Raw genomic sequence first — 19,430 nt, 5'->3', positions numbered from 1 at the left:
CTGCCCGGTGGGGCTGCGGGAAAGCAGAACCGGCGACATGAACGTCTACGCCGGATCGGTCCTGCCGGGCTCAAAATTTCCGGCTGCACGGGGGCTGGCCAGCCGCGGAGCCGAAGAACCGGCACCGAAGGTGTTCCCCCTGTTCCCGGAGAGGAGTGTTCCCCCTGTTTCCGGCTGCACGGGGGCGGGGAGAATCTATCGCGCAAGGGGGCTGCGGGGGCCTCGGGCGGTTTTTGCCGACGGCGTACGCAAAAAGCCTGCGCCCGCAGCGGTGCCCGCGTCCTGGCGCCGGAGTTGTGCAAAAAAAGTAACAAAAGCGGGTCTCGGGGCTGGCTTTTTGGTCGCGTATCCGCTATGGGCTCAAGAGCCCCGGCGGGGCTGCCCGGTGTGGAAAGTGCTGGTGCAAAAGTTGCTTATGCAACTATTTTTGTGGCCGCGACAGTTGCAGTCGCAATTTTTTGGAACTTTTGAGCAAGTGGGGTATTGTATGCGGAAGATGTTGCGGGCGGCGGGTCTGGCCTGTCTGGTCGTGCTGATGGTGGCGGGGGGCGCGTCGGCGGCGGGCTTCTCTCTCTACGAGTGGAGTGCGCGCGGCAACTCCATGGGCGGGGCGGTCATCGCCAGCCCCGGAGACGCCTCGACCATCGCCTCCAACCCGGCGGGCATGACCGACGTGGAGGGCATGTCCCTGGTGGCGGGCGTCACCGGCATCTACCCGATGGCCAAGGTCAACTTCAACGGCGCCTACAACGACGCCACGGGCAAATCCAACGTCTGGCTGCCGCCCCACGCCTACTTCAGCGCCCAGTTGAACGACAAATGGTGGATCGGCCTGGGCACCTTCAGCCGCTTCGGCCTGGGCACGGAGTACGACGAGCAGTGGACCGGCCGCTACAACGTCTACGAGGCCTCCATCGAGTCCCTGTCCGCCAACCCCAACCTGGCCTACAAGCTGAACGACCAGTGGTCCTTCGCCGTGGGCGCCGAGGTCATGTGGCTGCAGTTCCTGCAACGCAAGGCCGTGGACTTTACCGGGGTGAACAACCCCAACACCTACGCCACCGATGTCAACGCCAAGCTTCTGGGCGACAGCGTCGGCGTGGGCCTGACCCTCTCGGCCTACTACGAGCCCACGGACTGGCTGCGCGCCGGCCTGACCTACCGCAGCCAGATGCAGCACACCGTCGAGGGCGACGCCACCTTCGAGCCCGGTCCGTTCTCCGACGCCGAGGCCGAGGGCGACCTCGTCCTGCCCGACAGCGTCAGCTTCGGCGTGGCCGTCAAGCCGCTGGACAAGCTGACCGTCGAGGCCGACGTGGTCTGGACGCGCTGGAGCACCTACAACGAGCTGACCATCCGCTACCGCACGCCGATCATCGGCGCCGTGAGCCAGTCCAGTTCCCAGAAGGACTGGAAGGATGTCTACCGCTACCAGATCGGCGCCGAGTACGCCCTGTACGACTGGCTCGACCTGCGCGCGGGCTTCGTTTACGACCAGTCGCCCATCAACGGCGACCGCGCGGACTACATGGTTCCCGCCAACGACCGCAAGCTCTACTCCGGCGGCCTGGGCTTCCACTGGGAGCAGTGGACCCTGGACCTCTCCTACACCTATTTGGAAAGCGCCGAGCGCGAGTACAGCACCCGCCAGTCCGAGGGCATCTTCAAGTCCGAGGCCGTGGACCTGGAAACGCACATCGTGGGCATGACCGTGGGTTATCGTTTCTAGCGGCGCCTTGCGGCGCGGCAAAAGGCCGGGGCGGGCGACCGCTCCGGCCTTTTTCATTCCCAGGGGGGGCGACCCCGCTGCGGGGCCGCGTCGGCACAGGCGGCGCGGGGTGGGGCGTGGGCGCCGCGCAGGCGGTGCGGGGTGGGGCGTGGGCGCCGCGCGGGCGGTGCGGCTACGCGCCCTCGCCGGTGGCCTGACGGATGGCGCCGTACAGCGCCTGGACCTGGAAGGGCTTGTAGAGCACGGTCACGGGCAGGCCGGAGAGGTCCGGCTCCTGGTCCGGGGCGCGGCGGAAGCCGCGCAGCATGACCACCGGCGTGGCGCCCGCCCGGGCCACCACGCGCTCCAGGTCGCGCGCCGGAGCGTCCCAGCACACGAGGCCCAGGCTGTAGCCCGCGAAGTGGTCCCCGCCGTTCAGGGCGCGCGGATGCACGGCCTCCGGGCGCAGCCCGGCCTCGTTGAGCACCTCGGCCAGCACGTCGCGCATGGGCGAGGGCGGGCAGACCAGCAGGGCCCGGCCCTGGGGGCGGCGGGCGGGAGCCTCCGGGGCGGCGGCGTGCGGCGCCGGGTGTTCCTGCGGCGCGGGGCCGGGCGCGGCGGCCTCGGCCAGGGCGGCCAGGGCCGCACGCATGCCGGGCAGGGTTTCCTCGCCGAGCAGGCCCCGGGCCTCAGGTATTCCCGAGGGTTGCGGGGCTGCGGGGCGCTCCAGGCTGCGCGGCCGCCGGGGTGGCGCGGGGGGCACCGGCGCCGGGGCCCGGCCGGGAGTTTCCGGGCCGCGCCCGGGGGCCGCGCCCGGGGTCAGCAGGGCGCGCATGATGGCCAGTTCGGCGCGCATGGCCGCCGCCAGCCGGGCCCGGTCGTCCTGGCCGCCCGCGCCGGAGCCGTTCGCTCCGTCCAGGCGTTCCAGGCGGTCGAGCCCCCGGCCCAGGCGGGCCAGGCCTTCGAGCAGCCGTTCGCGGTCCTGCGCGTCGGGTCCTGTGGGTCCGGCGGGCGGGCCGTCCACCTCGCGGCGCAGGCGCTCGGCGGTGCGGGCGATGCCCGCCAGGGCGCCGCGCTCCTGCTTCAGGCGCATGATGGAGCCGTCCAGAAAACGCAGGGGGCTCACGTCGCGCCGCCGCCCCGGGGTTTCGGCCTCGTCCAGGGCCCGGGCCAGGGCCGCCAGGTCGCGCGCGGCGCCCGAGCGCGGTGCGGCTTCGGCCACGGGGCGGCGCAGGCTGGCCGCGAGGCCCACGGCCTCGTCCTCCAGCACGCAGCCGAGGTAGCGGCAGTTGAGCCCCAGGTGCTTGCCCGCCGTGGCCCGCAGCTTCTCGAACACCAGCCGCCCCTGCTGGCGCCCGCGCGCGCGGTTCACGCAGATGAACGGGCTCCACCACAGCCCGGCGCGCGAGAGCACCTTGATCAGGGCGTAGGCGTCGGTAATGGCCGTGGTGTCCGGCGTGGCGACCACCACGAGGTCGCGCGCCGACAGGCACAGCGACACCACCTGGGTGCTGATGCCCGGCGAGTTGTCCACCACGAGGTAGTCGTAGCCGTCCAGGGCCTCGAACTCGGCGGCCAGACGCATGCGCTCGGCGCGGGTCAGCTCCGCCAGCCGGGGCACGCCCGACGCTCCGGACACCAGGTCCACCCCCGGGGCCACGGGCACGATGGCCCCGGCCATGGGCACGCCGCCGAAGAGCACGTCTTCCAGCGTCTTTTCGGGGTTCACGCCGAGCAGGATGTCCACGTTGGCCAGGCCCAGGTCGGCGTCGAGCAGGCAGACGCGGTTGCCGCGCGCGGCCAGGGCGAAGGCCAGGCCCGTGGCCAGGCTGGTCTTGCCCACGCCGCCCTTGCCGCTGGCGACGCAGATTACCCGCGTGGGCGGCTGGCCCGGGGAGAGGGGCACGATCCTCATGGTGCCTCCCCGCCGTGGTCGCGGCCCAGGGCGGCGGCGATGTCGTCGAGCAGGGCGTCGATCTGGAACGGTTTGCGCACGCAGCGGAACACGCCCAGGCGCAGGGCCTTGTCGATTTCCTCGGGCCCGGCCATGCCCGTGAGCACGATGACCGGGGTCGCGCCGATGCGCTCGCGGGCGCGCTCCAGCAGCGAGAGCCCGCCGCGCTGGGGCATGCGGATGTCCACCAGCAGCAGGCTGAAGCGCTCGCGCTCCAGGAGCCCCAGGGCCTGTTCGCCGTCCTCGGCGGTGCGCACGGCGTAGCCCCGGGCTTCCAGCGATTCGCGCAGGATGTCGCGGATATGGCGTTCGTCGTCCACCACCAGGATGGTGTCGCGCTCGGGCCGGGGCTGGGCCCCGGCGGGCGCGCGGTGCGGCACCGGGCAGGACAGGGGCAGCAGCACCGTGACCCGGGTGCCCTTGCCGGGCACGCTGTGGAAGCGGATTTCGCCGCCGTGGGCCTGGAGGATGCCGTAGGAGGTGGACAGGCCCAGGCCCGTGCCCCGGCCCTGTTCCTTGGTGGTGAAGAAGGGGTCGAAAATCTTGTTCAGGTTTTCCGCCGGGATGCCCACGCCGTTGTCGTCGATGGTCACGCAGGCGTTCTGGCCCTGGAGCCCGGTGCCGACGGTGATGCGCCCGCGCTCGCGGGGGGCGGGCCGGTCGGCCACGGCGTGCTCGGCGTTGATGAGCAGGTTGAGCACCACCTGTTCCAGTTGGCCGCCGTCGCCGGTGACGGCGGGCAGGCTTTCGTCCAGCGCGGGGACGAGGTCGATCTCCTGCCTGCTCAGGCCGCTGGACACCAGGGCCACGGCCCGTTGGACCACCTCGTTCAGGTTCACGGGGTCCATGCGCGGCGGCGCGGGCCGCGCGAAGTCCATGAGGTTGGTCAGGATGGAGGTGATGCGTTCGATCTGGGTCATCATCTGGCGGAAGTCCGCGCGGGTTTTTTCATCGGGTGTGCGCAGCTCCAGGAGCTGGGCCCGGGCGTAGATGATGGCCAGGGGGTTGTTGATCTCGTGGGCCGCCCCGGCGGCCAGTTGGCCCACGGCGGCCAGCCGCTCGGTCTGGAGCAGCTTGTGGTTCATGCGCCGCAGCCGCCCCAGGGCCGACGACAGGCGCTCGGCGCGTTCCTCCAGGCGTTCGTGCAGTTCCAGGCGGTTCAGGGCCGCGCTGGCCAGGTCCGCCAGTTGGACGAACCCGGCGCGCTCCTCGGCGGGCAGGCGCAGGGAGCGCGCGTCGCCGGGGGTGAAGCCGATTTCGCCCAAAAAGCCGCCGTCGGCCAGCAGCGGCAGGGTCAGCCACGGCGGCACGGCCAGCATGCGCGAGGTCTCGTCGGGCGCTTCGGCGGGGATGCGCGTGAGGTAGCCCGCGAGCAGCGGACGCAGCTCCTGCGGGGGGGCGTCGGGGCCGGGGGCGGGGAGCGGGGCCAGGGTTTTGTCCAGCCCGCAGCGGAAGGGACGCACCGTGCCGTCCTTCCAGGCCAGGCCTTCCAGCAGCCCGGCGCCCGAGTCCACGCGGTAGGCGAAGCCGCGCGGGGCGCCCAGTCGCGCGGGGAACACGGCGGCCAGGGTGTCCAGCACGGCCCGGGGCGACTGGGCGCGGGCCATGTCCTGCCCGGCGGCGGTCACGGCGGCGAGCACGCGGTTGGCCCGGCGCAGGCGGCGGCGCTGGTCGTCCAGGTCCGCGTTGATGGAGCCCAGGCGGGCGTTGGCCCGTTGCAGGGCCTCGAAATAGAAGTCCGCGGCGTCGCCGTCCAGGTCGAAGGCGGCGGCGCGCTGGGCGTAGGCCTCGCCGATGCGCGCCTTGAACTGCCCCAGGGCGGGCACGGGCAGGCCCAGCATGGCGGCCAGGGCCTCGGGGTCCGCCTCCGGGCCGCCCGGGGCGTCGCACATCACCTCGTGGGCCAGCAGGTCGGCCAGGGCCACCAGGGCGGGCAGCCGCCCCTCGGGGCCGAGTTCGGCCAGGGCCTCGGGGGACTGGTGGTGCAGCCAGGCCACGTCCACCAGGGCGCGCGGCATGTCCCACTGCACCAGCAGCCATTTGCCCACCAGGGGGTGTTCCTGGCCCGGGATTTCCCGGGTCTCCAGGGCCAGCAGGGGCGCCTCGCCTGCGCGGCAGCGTTCCAGTAGCGGCTCGTAGCGCCCGGGCAGGGCCGCCAGCAGGACCATCTGCCCGCAGTCGTGGACCAGCCCGGCGGTGAAGGCCGCGCCCGTGGCCTCGGGCATGACCGCCTCGGCCAGCATCTGGGCCGTGACGGCGCAGGCCAGGGAGTGTTTCCACAGGTGGGTCAGCAGCGGATCGCCGCCGCGCACGCCGCTTCGGGTGCCGCCGCCGAAGAGGCTGTCGCGGATGAGCACCGAGAGCAGGGCGTTGCGCAGGGTCTCGAAGCCCAGGGTGCGCACGGCCTGGTCCAGGTTTTCTATCCGGCCCCGGTAGCCGTAGGCCAGGGAATTGGCCATGCGCAGGATCTTGAGGGTCAGCGCGGCGTCGGTTTCGATGAGCCGGGCGACATCGTTGAAGTCCGCGTCCTGCCCGGCGACCAGGGACAGGATTCTGCCCGCCACGGCGGGCGGCGCGGGCAGTTGCTCGATGTGCCGGACGATGTCCTTGGCTCCGGGAGGGGCTCCGGCGTCGGGTTCGGTGTGCATCTCGCGTCCTTGCTGAGGTGGCGGTTCGCCGCTTGGCCCTGCATACGTCAGTCGGGCCCAAAAAGCAAAGCCCCGGCGGCGTCGAGGCTCCCGGCTGGACAAGGCGCGCGGAAGTGGATTACACAACCCGCACGGCAGCTTCCGCCGCCGCGCGGCCTTTGCCCCTCGGGGTCGCGAGCACGCATTCAGGCATGGACGCCGGGAATCCGATGCACGACAAGACCATCCTGCTCGTGGACGACGAGGCCGCGCTGCTTGAAGTCAACCGCGAGGCCTTGCTGGGCCTGGGCTGCGCCGTGAAAACGGCGGGCAACGGCGTGCAGGCCCTGGAGATACTCGACCAGGGCGGAGTGGATCTGGTCGTCACCGACCTGCGCATGCCCCGCCTGGGCGGGCGCGAGATGCTCGAAGAGATGCGCGCCCGGGGCTGCGACGCGGAAGTCATCTTCCTCACCGGCTACGGCTCCGTGGAAAGCGCCGTGAGTTGCATCCAGCTCGGCGCCGCCGACTATCTGCTCAAGCCCTTCGGCGTCCGCGAACTTCAGGACAAGGTGGCCAAGGTGCTGCGCGAGCGCGAGTTGCGCCAGGCCGAGCAGCGCAGCGCGCCCCGCAGGCCGGGCACTCCCGATCCGCAAGGGCTGGACCTGGTGCTCGATTTCAGCCAGGCCCTGCGCCGCCAGCGCGACGTGCGCTCGGTGGTCAAGGAGTTCCTGGTCCAGTTGCGCGAGGCCTTCCATCCCGACTCCATGGGCCTGTTCTTCACCGAATGCGCGCGGCCCGATCTGGGGCGCGACGTGTTCTGGGGCCCGATGCTGCGCGACAACCGTCGCGCGCGGGAGTGGTTCGGCGCCGTGGCCGGGCGGCTCATGGAGCGGCGCAGCCCGCGGCTGTTCGAGTCCCTGGCCGTGCGCAGCGGCGGGGGCAAGGCCGCCGTGTCGGCCATGTTCGCCCCCGTGGTGGACGGCCAGCACCTGCTGGGCATGATCCTGGTGCTGCGCGACCAGGAGGCCGGGGCCTATTCCCTGCCCGCGTTGCAGCTTCTGTCCGTGTTCGCGGCCCACGCGGCCTCGGCTCTGGACAACGTGGCCGTGCAATGCCGCCTGCAGGACATGAACCTGGAGATCATTACCTCGCACGTGCGCTCGGTGGAAGCCAAGGACGTGTACACCAAGGGCCATTCCGAGCGTGTGGGCGCCTACGCGGCCATGCTCGGGCGCGAGGTGGGCCTCGGCCCGGCGGACCTGGAGCTGCTTTCCTTCGCCGGGGTGCTGCACGACGTGGGCAAGATCGGCGTGCCCGACCGCATCCTCAACAAGCCCGGCCCGCTGACCGAGGCCGAGTTCGAGGTCATGAAGCAGCACCCGGCCCTGGGCCGGGACATCCTGGCCGACCTGCGCTCGCTGCAAGGCGTTCTGCCCATCGTCTACCACCACCACGAGTGGTACAACGGCCACGGCTACCCCGACGGGCTGGCCGGGGACGCCATTCCCTTCCTGGCGCGCATCGTCAGCGTGGTGGACGGCTACGAGGCCATGACCTCCGACCGCGCCTACCAGAGCGCCCGCAGCCCGCAGGAGGCCGCGGCCATCCTGCGCCGGGGCGCGGGCCAGCAGTGGGACGAACGGCTGGTGGAGGTCTGGTGCCGGGTCGTGGCCACCCGCGACCTGGCGCGCGTCGCCGCCCAGACTTCCCTGTCCGTGACGCTGCCCCTGGCCTGAGGGGCCGCCGCCGACGCCACGCGAAGGGGCCGGGAGGTTTTGCCTCCCGGCCCCTTCGCGTTTGCGGGCTTCGGCTTGCGGCCCGTGGGCCGTCGGTCCGCCCGTCTAATCGTGGGCGCTGGGCTCGTAGCGTTGCATGGTTTCGGCCAGTTCGCGGCTCAGGGAGGCCAGGGCGCCGACGGCGTTGATGGCCTCGGGGTCGGCGGCCAGCCTGCGGGCCACCCAGGCCGCGATGTCCAGCACGTCGCCGTCGGTCAGGCTGGAGCCGCCCGAGGGCCGGGTGCCGCGCAGCAGTTCGCGGCGCAGGGCCTCGCGCTCGTTGATGGCCGATTTGATCTCCAGGGACAGGGCGTCCAGGGCCTTGTCCCCGGCGCCCGAGGCCTCCAGGTCCGCGTAGCGGGCGTAGGCGGCGTTCACATCGCGCATGACCTGGAAATAGCGGTCCATGAGGCGCACGAGGTCCGGGCGGCTGGCGAAGTTCTGGAAGGTCCGCCCCGTGTCGCGCACCCGCGCGGCGTAGAGGTCGAACATCTCGCGCACCTGCGCCGGGCTCAGGGGCCGTTCGGCCGTGCCGCCCGCCGTGGCGAACCGGCGGGTCTGGGCCGATCCGGCGCGGGCCAGGGCGTCCAGCAGGTCCTGGGCCAGCAGGTCGTAGGCCAGGCGCAGCACGATGGGCGACATGAGGTGGTCCAGGGCCTGCTTGCGGCCCGTCTGCGGGTCGCCGTGGTCCACGTCCAGCCCGTGCAGTTCCACGCCGTAGCGCATGTTGAGCTTGCGGAAGGTGGCCGTGGTCAGGCCCGAGGAGCCCTGGTTCCCGTCGCTGCCGCCGGGCTGGTAGGCCGCGGCGAGGTAGGCGGCCAGGTCCTCGATGAATTCCAGGGTCAGCACCTTGTCGGTACGCGGGGCCGTGGCCTGCATGGTCACCGAGGGCGTGGGGTCGGGGCCCGGGTCGGGCGGCACGGGCACGGCGGCCTCGGGGGCCTGGGGCAGGGGCTCGGGGGCCGAGGGCGGCAGGCTCGGCGCGGGCTCGGGCTGGGCCGAGTGTTCCTCAAGCTGCTCCCCGGTGGGGAGGGCCAGCTCCACGTTCTTGTTCTTCATGTAGAAATAGGCCGCCAGGGCCGCGGCCGCCAGCACCAGCAGCACGGCCAGGGCCTTGCCCGCGCCGCCGGATGCGTTTCTGCTGGGGGTGTCGTGTTCGCTCACATGGTCCTCCGGCCCGGGGCGGGGCCCCGGGTGCATGTCGTCGTGTGGTGCGTCGTCGCGTTCGTGCTAGTCCTGTCCCTTGTTCCGGTTCTTGTCCAGACTCTTGTCCGGAGCCCCGGTAGGGTTCCCGTTCGGGCCGGGGTCGGGCCGGGGCGCGCGGTGGGCGAACTCGCGGCGCAGGCGGGCCAGCACGGCGTCGTAGCCTTCGGGCCGGTGGGGCAGGGTGCAGCCCGTGCAATCCTTGATTCCGTTCTTGAAGGCCGGGGAGCCGCCGCAGTCCTCCAGCCAGTAGAGCGGGCAGAAGCAGAACAGGCAGTTGAAGTCCGCGTCGTCGGCCACCGCGTGGCAGGGAAAATAGGCGCAGGCCGCGTTGCGGAAAAAACGGTGGCTGTTCTCAGGCATGGGGAGTTTCCGCGTCCTTCGTTTTTTCGGCGTCCCCCGGCGCGTCGTCGTCGGCGGGGTAGGGGTCGGGGCAGGTGCCCTGCTCGGCGCAGTGCCGTGCGAAGCGGGCCAGGGTCATGTTGTGCGGGCTGTCCTTGGCGGCGCCCAGCAGCCCGGCGAACACCGGGTCCAGCGCCCGCAGCCGGGGCCCCAGGGCCCGGGGGCCGTCGCCCTGGCGGAAGCGCGACAGGGCCTGGATCACGTCGAGCATGCGCACGCTGTCCGGCGGGCGGGCCAGGGTGTAGGCCGCGCCCTCGGTGCGCGGCCCGGCCACGGGCAGCACGATGCCCGCCCGGGCCAGCATGTGCATCACGTCGCCCACCAGCCGCACCGGCGCGTCCAGCAGGCGGGCCAGTTCCGCGTTGCCCAGGCGCGGCCCGCCGTCCATGAACACGCGGGTCAGCAGGGCCAGGGCCAGGGCGGCCAGCTTCTGGCGATCGTCGTGGCTGTAGGCGTCCTGGGTGGCCTCGCGCTGGTAGGTGCCGCTGTTCTGCACGGCGAAGCTGATCTGCGCGCCCAGCAGCACGATGGCCCAGCTTACGAACAGCCAGATGAGCAGCAGCGGAACCTGGGCGAAGCTGCCGTAGATGGCGTTGTAGTTGCGGAAGGAGGCCTGGTAGGTGATGTAGCCCCACTGCACGGCCTGCCACAGGCTGCCCGCCAGCACCGCCCCCGCGGCCGCCGCGCCGAAGCGCACCCGGGTGTTGGGGATGAAGGTGTAGACGAAGAGCAGCGCCAGCCAGGTGCTCACGTAGGGCAGGGCCTTGAGCGCGCCCAGCCACAGCGTGTGCAGGACCGAGAATTCCAGCAGGGTGCGGACCACGGCGGAGCTTTCCAGGGACGCCGTGGCGCTGATGGCGATGAGGATGAGCAGCGGGCAGACCAGGATGACCGTCAGATAGTCCGAGAACTTGCGCCACGGGGTGCGCTGGGATTTCAGGCCCCAGATGTGGTTCAGGGATTTCTCCACGCTGCCCAGCAGGGAGATGACCGTGGCGAAGAGCAGGCCCACGCCCACGGTGCCCAGGGTGCGGACGTTGGTGTTGTTGATGTAGCCGATGATGGCGGCCACGGTTTCCTCGCGCCCGGCGGTGACCTGCATGAGCAGGTCGCGGATGAACTCCGAGTTCTGGATGCCGAAGCCCTTGGAGATGGAGAAGGCCACGGCCAGCAGCGGCACCAGGGACAGGGCCGTGGTGAAGGCCAGGGCCGATGCCCACAGCAGGCACTGGTCGGCCACGAAGCCGTGGCCGACCATGCCCGCCCAGCGCACGGCGCGCAGGGCCGGGCCGCGCAGGGCGGGCGGCTTGCGGGCGGGCGCTGGGTGTTGCGGCGTCGGCGGCATGACGGTCACGACCGGCCCCCGGCGGCTCAGGCCAGCCCGGTTTCGGCGGCCACGCCGGTCATGGCCGGGATGGCCAGCAGGAAGAAGTCGTCCAGGGTCAGGCCCAGGCGTTCGCACTCACGGATGCGCTCGCGGCTGACGGCGGCGGCAAAGGCCTTGTCCTTCATCTTCTTTTTCAGGCTCTTGGGCTCCATGCCCTGCATGCGCGTGGGCCGCACCAGGGCGGCGGCGCTGATGAGCCCGGTGGCCGTTTCGGCGGCGCGCAGGGCGAAGTCGAAGGGGTTGGCCGCCGCCACGCCGGTGCATTCCTCATTGTGGGCGGCGATGGCCTGGAGCGCGTCGTCGGGCATCCGCCCGGCCAGCAGGGCGACGGCTTCCAGGCCGTGGCGCGCGGGGTTGTCCTTGGTGGCCGGGTAGTCCAGGTCGTGCAGCAGGCCGGTGACGCCCCACAGCTCGGGGTCGTGGCCCAGGCGCAGGGCCAGGGCGCGCATGACGGCCTCGGTCTGCACGGCGTGGTTGATCATGTGCGGTTCGGGGTTCTGGGCCCTGACCAATGCCAGCGCCTCGTCGCGGGTGAGCATCCGGGGTGTCCTCCCTGGCTGGGGTTGCGGGTGCCGTCAGTATAAGCAAGGCGGGAAAAAGGGCAAATGCTTTGCGCTGCGGGCCTTCGCGGGCGGGGCACGCTTCTTGCTGCCACCCTTGCGGCGCGGGCGTTTCCGTCAGGAACCCGACGCCGGGAGTCAGATCCCAAGCACCAACCGCGAACCGGACGCGCCGAGAACCATGACCGTCAGCCCCCTGCTCATCACCCAGCCCGTGCCGGGCGCCCGCGATCTCCTGGAGCGCTTCGGCGCCGGGAGCGGCGGCTCCGGGCTGCCGGGCGCCGGAGCCCAGGCGCTGCCCGGCGCGGCCATGCGCTTTGCCGGGGCCCTGCGCGAGGCTCTGGAGGGCGGCGGGGCCGAGGCCCTGGATCAGGTGTCCCAGGCGACGCTGGGCTCGCAGTTCATGGCGCTCATGGAGGGCGGCGACGGCGCGACCGAGTCCCAGGGGTTGTCCGACGTGCATGCCCTGCTGGACGCCCTGGACGGCGGCGGCCAGGGCGGGGGCGCGGAGTTTTCCTTCCTCGGCGGCGGCGGGCTGCCCGGCGGCGGCACCCAGGGGCTCATCCGCGCCCTGAGCGCGGCGGGCCTCGCGCCCGTGGCCGGAGCCGGCGAGGCCGCGCCCGCCACGGGCCTGTGGGGCGCCCCGGCCCGGGGGCGCACCGACGGCCTGCGCCGTGTGGGCGAGGCCACCCCGGCCGCCTCGGGCGCCGTCGCCCCCGGCGTACGCGTGGGCGGCCCGGCTGCCCAGGCTCCCGTTCCCGCCGCCCCGGCGACGGACGCCACCGCCGCCGCGCGCACGGCCCGGGCGCACCAGGCCTACGGCAAGGCCGCCGCCCAGGGCCCGGCCAGCACCTCGGGGGTGGACATCCTCGGGCTGCTCTCGGCCCGTTTCGAGTCCGGCGGGGACGTGGGCGCCGTGGGCTACGACCGCGTGGGCGGCACTTCCTACGGCAGCTACCAGATTTCCTCGCGCGCCGGGACCTTCGCGCGCTTCCTGGAATTTCTGGACGAGCAGGCTCCGGACATCGCCGGACGCCTGCGCGCAGCGGGCCCGGCCAACACCGGCGGCAGGACCGGGGCCATGCCCGCGGCCTGGAAGGCCGTGGCCGCCGAGGAGCCCGAGCGCTTCGGCAGGCTCCAGCACGACTTTATCGCCAAAACGCACTACCAGCCCGCCCTGCGCCAGATCAGCGACCTGACGGGAGTCGACCTCTCGGCGCGGCACCAGGCCCTGGCCCAGGTGCTGTGGAGCACCGCCGTGCAGCATGGGGCCAGCGGTTCGGCGCGCATCTTTTCCGCCGCCATGCGCGCCCTGGGCGACATGGCCCAGGCGCCCCAGGGCGCGGATTTCGAGCGCGGGCTGATCCGCGAGGTCTACGCCCGGCGCGCGGGCCGTTTCGGCTCGTCGGACACGCGGGTCCAGGGCGCGGTGCAGGCCCGGTTCGCCCGCGAGATGAGCGCGGCGCTGTCCATGCTCGACGGCGCGGCCGTGCTGGACCACAACGCATAGGCCCCGGGGCGGGGCAACGCAACGCGGGCCGCGCCGGAAGTTCCGGCGCGGCCCGCGTCGTTTCGGCGCGCTCAGGCCGCCGGGACGGGCGTTTCGGAGGCCAGGGGCAGGCGGATGCGGAAGCACGTGCCCTGGCCGGGCTCGCTCGTGACCTCGATGCTCCCGCCGTGGTTCTCGGTGACGATGAAATAGGACACCGACAGGCCGAGGCCCGTGCCGACGCCCGGGGCCTTGGTGGTGAAGAAGGGCTCGAAGATGCGTTTGCGCGTGGCCTCGGGGATGCCCGGGCCGTTGTCGGCGATCTCCAGCACCGCGTGGGCGCCCTCGCGGCGCAGGCGCAGGGTCAGGGTCGGCCGCCTGCCGCCCATGGCCTGCTCGCCCAGGGCCATGGCCTGGGCCGCGTTGCGCAGTATGTTCAGCAGCACCTGTTCGATTTCCGAGCCCACGCAGGGCACGGGGGGCACGTCCGGCGCGTAGTCGCGCACGATGGCGATCTTGCGGAAGTCGTAGCTTTTGGTCAGGTCGTACTCGTTGCCCGCCAGCTCCAGGCTGCGGTCCAGGGTCCGGGCGAGGTCCACGGGGCGCCTGCTGCCCGCCGAGCCGCGCGAGAATTCGAGCATGTTGCGGATGATTTCCGCCGCCCGCTGTCCGGCTTCGCGGATGGACTCCACGATCTTGCCGACCTTGCGGGCGGCGAGGTAGCCGCGCAGCCCCTCGGGCGGGCAGCCCGCCCGGTCCAGGGCGGCGCGGTTCAGTTCCAGGTCGGGGTCCAGGCGGCGCTGGAGGTTCTGGGCCCCGGTGAGCACCCCGGCCAGGGGGTTGTTCAACTCGTGGGCCATGCCCGCCGCCAGCCCGCCCACGGACATCATCTTCTCGGTCTGGACCATCAGTTCCTCCATGCGCACCCGTGCGGTCACGTCGTCCAGGCGGATGACCGCGCCCGTGGTCCCGGAGTCGCGCATGGGCGAGATGAGCACGTCCTCCTGGAAGATCTGTCCGTCCTGGCGGAAGGCCTGCTTGTCCAGGCGCCGGGGGCGGCCCTCGTCCATGGCGGCGCGGATGGCGTCCAGGTGGCGGCCCAGGCGGGGCAGGGCCTGATCCACGGGCAGGCCGACGGCCTGCCCGGCGCTGGCGCCGGTCACCTCCTCGGCGGTACGGTTCCAGTGGGTCACACGGCATTGGCGGTCCACGCCGATGACGATGGAGGGCATGGAGTCGAGAATGGCCCCGAAGGCGTCGCGGGCCCGTTCCAGCTCCTGTTCGGTGCGCAGGCGTTCGGCCATCTCGACGCCCAGGCGTTCGTTGGTCGCGCGCAGGGACCAAGCGCGATCCTCCAGCTCCCGGTTGGCGTGGCGCAGGCTGCGGGCCATGTCCGCGAAGCTGCGCTCCAGCTCGCCCAGGGCGTCGGGGCGCGCCGAGGGCGGGGGCACGCGCTCCCAGTCGCCCGCGCCCAGGGCCCGGGCGGCGTCGGCCAGGCGCAGCAGCGGATCGACGATGGAGCGCGACAGGCGCACGAACACCCACCAGCCCAGCAGCGAAACCAGCAGGAAGATGGCCCCCGCGTTGAGCAGGAAGGTGTTGCGGGTCTGGTACATTTCGGCGTTGCTCACCGAGACGAGCAGCAGCCAGTCCCAGTCCGGCAGGACCAGGAAATGGGCCACGCGGCGGCTGTCGTCCAGGGTGCATTCCTGGGCGCCCTTGCCGCTGGTCAGCATCTTCTTCAGGCAGCCCCGGGCCAGGGGCGCATCCCTGTCCGACGCGTCGTGCAGCACGGCCCGGCCGTTCAGGGTCAGCACGGTCAATCGTCCGAAACGCGAGGGCGCCTCGGCACGGAACTCGGCCACCAGGTCGGCCTTGGCGCGCTCCACATACTCGCGCACCCCGGCCAGGCCCGTGGCGTGCAGCACGGCCTGGGCCTGCTCGACCTGCCGGGCGTAGGCCGCCAGTTCCGAGGCCAGCAGCTTGTGGTTCAGGTCCCGGGCGAGGCGGTCGATGGTCAGCACTGCCGCGGCGGTGGTGGCCAGGGCGATGAGCGACACCAGGGCCAGCCCGGCGACATGGACGCGGCGGCGCAGGGTCACGGGGCGTCCTGGCCGATGAGGGTCGCCGTGCGCAGCAGCGCCAGGGGCAGGACCAGCCCGGCGGCCCGGGCCAGACGGAGATTGACGATGAGGTCCACCTGACGGTTTTCCGCCAGGGGGATGGCCGCCGGGGGCTCGCCGTCCAGCAGGCGCAGGGCCGTCGCGGCCATCCACCGGCCCTGCTCCTCGGGCACCTTGGAGAAGGTGAACACGCTGTAGGGCGCAAGGTAGGCGTCGAGGCTGCCCGTGGGCACGGCGGTGTGCGCGGCCAGGAACTCCCGGGCCCGGGCGTCGTCCCAGCCCGCGATGCCGCCGTTGCCGCCCAGGATGACCATGTCCGCCCGCTCCTGGGCCCGCAGGAAGGCGGCGGGGAATTCGTCGAAGGTGCGCAGGAAAAAGGGCACCCAGCCCCGGGCCAGGCCCCGGGCCCTGTAGGTGTCCAGATTGACGTGCTCGCTTTCGGTGTCCGCCGCGATGATGGCCACCCGGGGCCCCCTGGCGAAGGGGCGCATCAGCTCCAGGGCCTCGCGCAGCAGCCCGACCTCGACCATGCCCGTGACGTTGGACGCGGGATAGCCGTAGGCCGAGGCGTCCCAGTTCACGCCGCAGAAGACCACGGGAGTGGCCCCGCCGCGCAGGAAGGGCACCACGAAATGGCGCTGGGCGTTGTCGTCCGAGGCCATGACCACATGGGGCCGGAAGGCGTCCAGTTCGGCCTTGGCGCGCAGCCCGGCCCGGTGGGCGAACTCGGGGGAGGGGTCGCTCTTGGTGTCCATGTGCACGATGCGCACGGTGGCCCCGGTGTCGGCCAGGACGCCGCGCACCCCGCGCAGGATGCCGTCGGTCCAGGCGAAGCCCGGGGCGTAGGAGTCCACCCACAGGATGCGTTTGCCCGCGTAGGGCTGGTCCCGGGCCGTGGCCGGGGTCGCGGTCAGGGCCAGCAAGGCCAGCAGCGCCAGCGGCGCCAGCGGGACCAGGAGCGTCAGGACCGCCGCACCCGGGGCCCGGCGGGCTCCCGCCGCCGACCCGGAGCATCCGCAAGGCCGGAGCATGGTGTCGGGCATGGTCTCTCCCTCCCGGGGCAGGGCATCCCGGGGCATAGAATTCTACTCCAGCCCCAGGGGCAGGGCAAGCGGGGAAAGAAAATGGCCCTCGCGCCCCGCCCGGGCCGGGATTCCCGGGGGTTCATTTCCGGTGCGGGCTCATGTACAACACGGGCCGTGGCCGGACGCCGACCGAATGCGGGCCGGGCATCGGCCGCCACGCATGCAACACCACCGGAGGACGGATGGACATCACCCACGGATTCACCCTCCTGCGCGAGCAGGAGATTCCCGAGGCGGGCTGCACGGCCCGACTGTATCGCCACGACAGGACCGGGGCCCAGCTCGTGTCCGTGGCCTGCCCCGACGAGAACAAGGTCTTCGGCGTGACCCTGCGCACCCCGCCCGCCGATTCCACGGGCGTGGCCCACATCCTGGAGCATTCGGTGCTGTGCGGCTCGCGGCGCTACCCGGTGAAGGAGCCCTTCGTCGAGTTGCTCAAGGGCTCGTTGCAAACCTTCCTCAACGCCTTCACCTATCCGGACAAGACCTGCTACCCCGTGGCCAGCACGAACCTGGCGGACTTCCACAACCTGGTGGACGTGTACCTGGACGCGGTGTTCCACCCGCTGATCACCGAGGATATTTTCCGCCAGGAGGGCTGGCACTACGAACTGGACGCCCCCGAAGGGCCGCTTTCGCGCAAGGGCGTGGTCTACAACGAGATGAAGGGCGCCTACTCCTCGCCCGACGGCGTGCTGCACGAGGCCTGCCAGCAGGCCCTGTTCCCCGACACGCCCTACGGCCTGGACTCGGGCGGCGACCCCGAGGTCATCCCCGAGCTGACCTACGCGGCCTTCAAGGCCTTCCACGAAACCTACTACCACCCGGCCAACGCGCGCTTCTGGTTCTACGGCGACGACCCCGAGACCGGGCGGCTTGAGCGCCTGGACGCCTTCCTGAAAGACTTCGGGCCCTGGGCGGTGGACTCGCGCGTGCCCGTGCAGGAGCCCATGGCCACCCCGCGCCGGGTGGAGAAGACCTTCGACGCCGGAGACGACCCCAGCGGCATGGTCGTGCTCAACTGGCTGCTGCCCGAGGTCACGGACCGGCCCCTGGCCCTGGCCCTGGAGGTGCTGGAAGAACTGCTGACCGGGCTGCCGTCCTCGCCCCTGCGCCGGGCGCTCATGGAATCCGGCCTGGGCGAGGACCTGGCGGGCGCGGGCCTGGAAACCGAGCTGCGCCAGATGTTCTTCGCCATCGGCCTGAAGGGCGTGGACCTTGAGGACGAGGAGGCCGTGCAGGACCTGATCCTGGCGACCCTGGAGCGGCTGGCCGCCGAGGGACCGACCCAGGCCATGGTCGAAGCCGCGCTGAATACCGTGGAGTTCGACCTGCGCGAGAACAACACCGGGCGCTTCCCGCGCGGGCTGTCCATGATGCTGTCCAGCCTGACCAACTGGCTCTACGACGCCGACCCCTTCGAGCCCCTGGCCTTCGAGGCCCCGCTGGCGGCCCTCAAGGCGCGGCTGGACGCGGGCGAGCCCGTGTTCCAGAAGCTTATCCGCACCCACCTGCTGGGCAACCCGCACCGGGTGACGGTGGTCCTGCGGCCCGACCCGGGGCTGGCCGCGGCCCGCGAGGCCCGCGAGGCCGCCGGGCTGGCGGGCATCCTGGCCGGGCTGGACGAGGCCGCCCGGGCCGGGGTCATGAAACAGGCCCGCGAGCTGGCCCGGCTTCAGGAAACCCCGGACAGCCCCGAAGCCCTGGCGACCATCCCCCGCCTGGAACTGGCGGACATCCCCCGCGAGGAGAAGCCCATCCCCGCGCGCGCCGGGGCCACGGCGGCGGCCATGACCCGGCTGCACGACATCCCGGCCCGGGGCATCGTCTACCTCGACGCCGGGCTGGACCTGACCTGCGTGCCCCAGCGGCTGCTGCCCCTGGTGCCGCTCTTCGGCCGCGCGCTGTTCGAGATGGGCACCGCACGCGAGGACTTCGCCGAGCTGTCCATGCGCATCGCGCGCAAGACCGGCGGCATGGGCTCGGAGATCTTCACCTCCACGGCCCTGGAGGCCGCCGCGCCCGTGGCCCGGCTGTTCCTGCACGGCAAGGCCACTGCGGCCAACGCCCCGGAAATGTTGGACATCCTGCGCGACGTGCTGCTGACCGCGCGCTTCGACGACCGCGAGCGCTTCCGGCTCATGGTCAGCGAGGAGAAGGCGCGCATGGAGCAGTCGCTGGTGCCGTCGGGGCACATGGTGGTGCTCTCGCGGCTGCGGGCCCGGGCCAGCCTCGCGGGCTGGGCCGCCGAGCGGATGGGCGGGCTGGAGGCCTTGCAGGCCGTGCGCGCCCTGGCGGCGGAGGTGGATTCCGACTGGCCCGGGGTGCTGGCGCGGCTTGAGGAGCTGCGCGGCCTGCTGGCCCGTTCCGGGGGCATGGTGCTCAACGTTACCGGCGACGCGGCGGACCTCGCGGCCCTGGAGGGCCCGCTGGCGGACTTCGCCGCCGCCCTCCCCGCCGGGGCGGCCCCGGCGGCGGCCTGGACCCCCGGGCCCCTGCCCGCGCGCGAGGGCCTGACCATCCCGGCCCGGGTGAACTACGTGGGCAAGATCGTGGACCTGACGGACGCGGGCTGGGCCTTCAACGGCGCGGACCTCGCGGCGGTGAAATACGCGCGCATGGGTTACCTGTGGGAGAAGGTCCGCGTGCGCGGCGGGGCCTACGGCGCCTTCTGCGTGCTGGACCGTTTCGCGGGCTCCCTGGCGTTCACCTCGTACCGCGACCCGGCCCTGGCGGGCACCCTGGCGGCCTTCGACGGCGCCGGGGCCTTCTTCAAGGCCCTGGAGCTGTCCGCCGACGAGGTGGCCAAGGCCGTCATCGGCGCCGTGGGCGACATGGACGCCCACCTGCTGCCCGACGCCCAGGGGCTGACGGCCCTGCTGCGCGAGCTGACGGGCGACACGCCCGAGCGGCGCCAGACCATGCGCGAGGAACTGCTGGGCGCGAGCGCGGCGGATTTCCGGGCTATGGGCGAGCGCATGGACGCGGCCCTGGCCGGGGGCCAGGTGGTGGTGCTGGGTTCGGCGGAGGCCATCGAGGCCTCGGGGCTGGACTTCGACGTGACCCGGGTGCTTTAGGCGCCCTCGCGGGCGTCCGCAAGGCAACGGCCAAAGG

At 72.3% G+C, this 19,430-nt stretch carries 12 protein-coding genes; 4 read left to right on the top strand and 8 right to left on the bottom strand.

Annotation, left to right across the window (positions count from 1 at the left end; all coding sequences use genetic code 11):
- The first annotated feature begins 487 nt into the window (after positions 1–487).
- A complete protein-coding gene (locus ACZ5KV_RS05315; RefSeq protein WP_464241308.1) occupies positions 488–1,729 on the top strand; it encodes an OmpP1/FadL family transporter in 1,242 nt (413 codons plus the stop codon).
- A gap of 172 nt (positions 1,730–1,901) precedes the next feature.
- Here the strand turns inward: ACZ5KV_RS05315 and ACZ5KV_RS05310 are convergent, their stop codons facing one another.
- Both ACZ5KV_RS05310 and ACZ5KV_RS05305 read right to left on the bottom strand, forming a co-directional pair.
- Positions 1,902–3,623 (bottom strand): MinD/ParA family protein, encoded by a 1,722-nt coding sequence (locus ACZ5KV_RS05310; RefSeq protein WP_464241307.1) that lies wholly within the window; start codon positions 3,621–3,623, stop codon positions 1,902–1,904.
- Positions 3,620–6,310, bottom strand: coding sequence for an HDOD domain-containing protein (locus ACZ5KV_RS05305; RefSeq protein ID WP_464241306.1), 2,691 nt, complete (start codon positions 6,308–6,310; stop codon positions 3,620–3,622). The genes ACZ5KV_RS05310 and ACZ5KV_RS05305 overlap by 4 nt, the downstream gene beginning before the upstream one ends.
- Before the next feature lie 209 nt (positions 6,311–6,519).
- Between ACZ5KV_RS05305 and ACZ5KV_RS05300 the strand changes: the two genes are divergently transcribed.
- Positions 6,520–8,028 carry an HD-GYP domain-containing protein gene (locus ACZ5KV_RS05300; protein ID WP_464241305.1) on the top strand — a complete coding sequence of 503 codons (1,509 nt, stop codon included), beginning with the start codon at positions 6,520–6,522 and terminating at the stop codon, positions 8,026–8,028.
- Positions 8,029–8,133: 105 nt separating this feature from the next.
- Here the strand turns inward: ACZ5KV_RS05300 and ACZ5KV_RS05295 are convergent, their stop codons facing one another.
- From ACZ5KV_RS05295 to ACZ5KV_RS05280, 4 genes are all read right to left on the bottom strand, one after another.
- On the bottom strand, positions 8,134–9,231 hold the full coding sequence (locus tag ACZ5KV_RS05295) for a hypothetical protein (protein ID WP_464241304.1): 1,098 nt from the start codon (positions 9,229–9,231) through the stop codon (positions 8,134–8,136).
- Positions 9,232–9,297: 66 nt separating this feature from the next.
- Positions 9,298–9,633 carry a cysteine-rich small domain-containing protein gene (locus tag ACZ5KV_RS05290; RefSeq protein ID WP_464241303.1) on the bottom strand — a complete coding sequence of 112 codons (336 nt, stop codon included), beginning with the start codon at positions 9,631–9,633 and terminating at the stop codon, positions 9,298–9,300.
- A complete protein-coding gene (locus ACZ5KV_RS05285; protein ID WP_464241809.1) occupies positions 9,626–11,017 on the bottom strand; it encodes a YhjD/YihY/BrkB family envelope integrity protein in 1,392 nt (463 codons plus the stop codon). The genes ACZ5KV_RS05290 and ACZ5KV_RS05285 overlap by 8 nt, the downstream gene beginning before the upstream one ends.
- A gap of 26 nt (positions 11,018–11,043) precedes the next feature.
- On the bottom strand, positions 11,044–11,598 hold the full coding sequence (locus ACZ5KV_RS05280; RefSeq protein ID WP_464241302.1) for an HD domain-containing protein: 555 nt from the start codon (positions 11,596–11,598) through the stop codon (positions 11,044–11,046).
- A 202-nt stretch (positions 11,599–11,800) separates the two neighbouring features.
- Here ACZ5KV_RS05280 and ACZ5KV_RS05275 point away from each other — a divergent pair, with 202 nt between their 5' ends.
- The gene (locus tag ACZ5KV_RS05275) at positions 11,801–13,129 is read left to right on the top strand and encodes a VgrG-related protein (RefSeq protein WP_464241301.1); all 1,329 of its coding nucleotides are present in this window, start codon (positions 11,801–11,803) and stop codon (positions 13,127–13,129) included.
- A gap of 71 nt (positions 13,130–13,200) precedes the next feature.
- Here the strand turns inward: ACZ5KV_RS05275 and ACZ5KV_RS05270 are convergent, their stop codons facing one another.
- Both ACZ5KV_RS05270 and ACZ5KV_RS05265 read right to left on the bottom strand, forming a co-directional pair.
- Positions 13,201–15,210, bottom strand: coding sequence for an ATP-binding protein (locus ACZ5KV_RS05270; RefSeq protein ID WP_464241300.1), 2,010 nt, complete (start codon positions 15,208–15,210; stop codon positions 13,201–13,203).
- Positions 15,207–16,274: an ABC transporter substrate-binding protein gene (locus ACZ5KV_RS05265; protein WP_464241299.1), complete on the bottom strand. Its 1,068-nt coding sequence runs from the start codon at positions 16,272–16,274 to the stop codon at positions 15,207–15,209. The genes ACZ5KV_RS05270 and ACZ5KV_RS05265 overlap by 4 nt, the downstream gene beginning before the upstream one ends.
- Positions 16,275–16,498: 224 nt before the next feature.
- Here ACZ5KV_RS05265 and ACZ5KV_RS05260 point away from each other — a divergent pair, with 224 nt between their 5' ends.
- The gene (locus tag ACZ5KV_RS05260) at positions 16,499–19,393 is read left to right on the top strand and encodes an insulinase family protein (protein ID WP_464241298.1); all 2,895 of its coding nucleotides are present in this window, start codon (positions 16,499–16,501) and stop codon (positions 19,391–19,393) included.
- Positions 19,394–19,430: the final 37 nt, after the last annotated feature.

Source organism: Desulfocurvus thunnarius (assembly GCF_055390965.1).
This window is presented reverse-complemented; position numbering and strand designations above follow the sequence as displayed.

Excerpts from the sequence above, each read along its gene's own strand:
- ACZ5KV_RS05275 (WP_464241301.1), top strand. The coding sequence starts at position 11,801 with ATGACCGTCAGCCCCCTGCTCATCACCCAGCCCGTGCCGGGCGCCCGC.
- ACZ5KV_RS05315 (WP_464241308.1), top strand. The coding sequence starts at position 488 with ATGCGGAAGATGTTGCGGGCGGCGGGTCTGGCCTGTCTGGTCGTGCTG.
- ACZ5KV_RS05265 (WP_464241299.1), bottom strand. The coding sequence starts at position 16,274 with ATGCCCGACACCATGCTCCGGCCTTGCGGATGCTCCGGGTCGGCGGCG.
- ACZ5KV_RS05300 (WP_464241305.1), top strand. The coding sequence starts at position 6,520 with ATGCACGACAAGACCATCCTGCTCGTGGACGACGAGGCCGCGCTGCTT.
- ACZ5KV_RS05285 (WP_464241809.1), bottom strand. The coding sequence starts at position 11,017 with ATGCCGCCGACGCCGCAACACCCAGCGCCCGCCCGCAAGCCGCCCGCC.
- ACZ5KV_RS05290 (WP_464241303.1), bottom strand. The coding sequence starts at position 9,633 with ATGCCTGAGAACAGCCACCGTTTTTTCCGCAACGCGGCCTGCGCCTAT.
- ACZ5KV_RS05310 (WP_464241307.1), bottom strand. The coding sequence starts at position 3,623 with ATGAGGATCGTGCCCCTCTCCCCGGGCCAGCCGCCCACGCGGGTAATC.
- ACZ5KV_RS05260 (WP_464241298.1), top strand. The coding sequence starts at position 16,499 with ATGGACATCACCCACGGATTCACCCTCCTGCGCGAGCAGGAGATTCCC.
- ACZ5KV_RS05305 (WP_464241306.1), bottom strand. The coding sequence starts at position 6,310 with ATGCACACCGAACCCGACGCCGGAGCCCCTCCCGGAGCCAAGGACATC.
- ACZ5KV_RS05280 (WP_464241302.1), bottom strand. The coding sequence starts at position 11,598 with ATGCTCACCCGCGACGAGGCGCTGGCATTGGTCAGGGCCCAGAACCCC.